The organism is Microcystis sp. M49636_WE2 (assembly GCF_030065375.1).
Classification (GTDB): Bacteria; Cyanobacteriota; Cyanobacteriia; order Cyanobacteriales; family Microcystaceae; genus Microcystis; species Microcystis aeruginosa_C.
Genome location: NZ_JASJFG010000132.1, coordinates 1 through 1,269 on the forward strand (window position 1 = coordinate 1; position 1,269 = coordinate 1,269).

At 40.7% G+C, this 1,269-nt stretch carries 3 protein-coding genes; all 3 read left to right on the forward strand.

Going from position 1 to position 1,269, the window contains the following annotated elements:
• Positions 1 to 420: 420 nt before the first annotated feature.
• Entirely contained in the window at positions 421 to 849 is a 429-nt protein-coding gene (locus tag PX484_RS03100) for a PIN domain-containing protein (RefSeq protein WP_008198370.1), read from the forward strand.
• Positions 846 to 1,058, forward strand: a complete 213-nt coding sequence (locus PX484_RS03105; RefSeq protein ID WP_002763392.1) for a hypothetical protein — start codon at positions 846 to 848, stop codon at positions 1,056 to 1,058. Before PX484_RS03100 ends, PX484_RS03105 begins: the two co-directional genes overlap by 4 nt.
• A 93-nt stretch (positions 1,059 to 1,151) precedes the next feature.
• On the forward strand, positions 1,152 to 1,269 hold a 118-nt coding region (locus tag PX484_RS03110; protein ID WP_288102818.1), incomplete at its 3' end, for a DUF2283 domain-containing protein.

A 1,269-nucleotide genomic window follows, 5' to 3' on the forward strand; every position in this document is an offset into this window, starting at 1 on the left:
AGTAACCTTTGGGGTGGTTGGGTTTCGCTTAAACAATCGAATTGAGCCATTTTCGACCCAGTATTGTTTCGCTCAACCCAACCTACAATAATTGCTTATATTAATTTCTGATTAATTGCCAATTCATTGCCGACACAAGAGTTAAAGCGATAACAATTCATTGCTGTATGTAACAATATAAGAGGAGTGCGATCGCTGATCTTGTAGGGTGCGAAAACGCGCGTGTAACGCACCGCTAATGTTTGGGATAAAATGGAGAAGTTTCAATGCGATCGAGTCCAAGTGCGATCGCTCTGAGAGATGATCGAGGTCAAGCATGACAGTGCAATAACTTCGTTACAGAGATAGGATAGTAGAATAGAGGGGGCTACCATGCCGCTGCTTCAGGCTTTGATTTAGTCTTGTCGATCAGTTATTATCATGAAAGAAAAAGTGTACTTGGATTCCACGGTTCCGAGTTATTACTTTGATGAGCGTGAAGCGCTAAAAACTTTTACCGAAATCACAAGGAAGTGGTGGTCGGAGATGTCCAGTTATTATGATTTATATATTTCGGATGCCGTGCTTCAAGAACTAACCAACGGAAACTATCCGCGTAAAGCTGAAATTATTCATTTGGTTTCGAGGATTCCTTTACTACCGCCGACTTCTGCTCTTGAACAAGTTGTCGAGTTTTATCTTGCCTATGCCAGCTATTTCGACATTCAATATCTCGTTACTTGGAATTGCAACCACCTAGCGAATGCTAACAAACGGAAGCATATTCGCGTTATCAATGCCCGCCTGGGTTTGTCAACACCTGAAATTGTCACACCACTTGAACTATTCAAAGAGGAGAATAACTTATGATCCACTCAGAGATTTTGCAAGAAAAAGATAAAACTCAAACAAGATTATCGGAGGAATGCACGTCTATCCATGACTATTTAGTTAAGTCTCGCATTGCTGCGGAAAAGGCTGCGGAATCCTACGGGTTTACTCTCAAGTATGCTGAAGAAATTCATAAAATTCGAGAAGAACACACCAAAGCTTTCAACGTCAACACAACAGCCTCTTAGGTTGGCTTGAGCGAAACGCTATAGATTGATTCTGATTAATTGCCAATTCATTGCCAACACAAGAGTTAGGGCGATAACAATTAGAGGAATTTGGTGAACAAGATACACTATAGCCCAGATGTGGATGCTTTATTAATTGAGTTAAACAATAATCCAATTGCTTACGCAGAGGAGGAAGGGAAAACAATATTACATTATTCCGAGGACGATC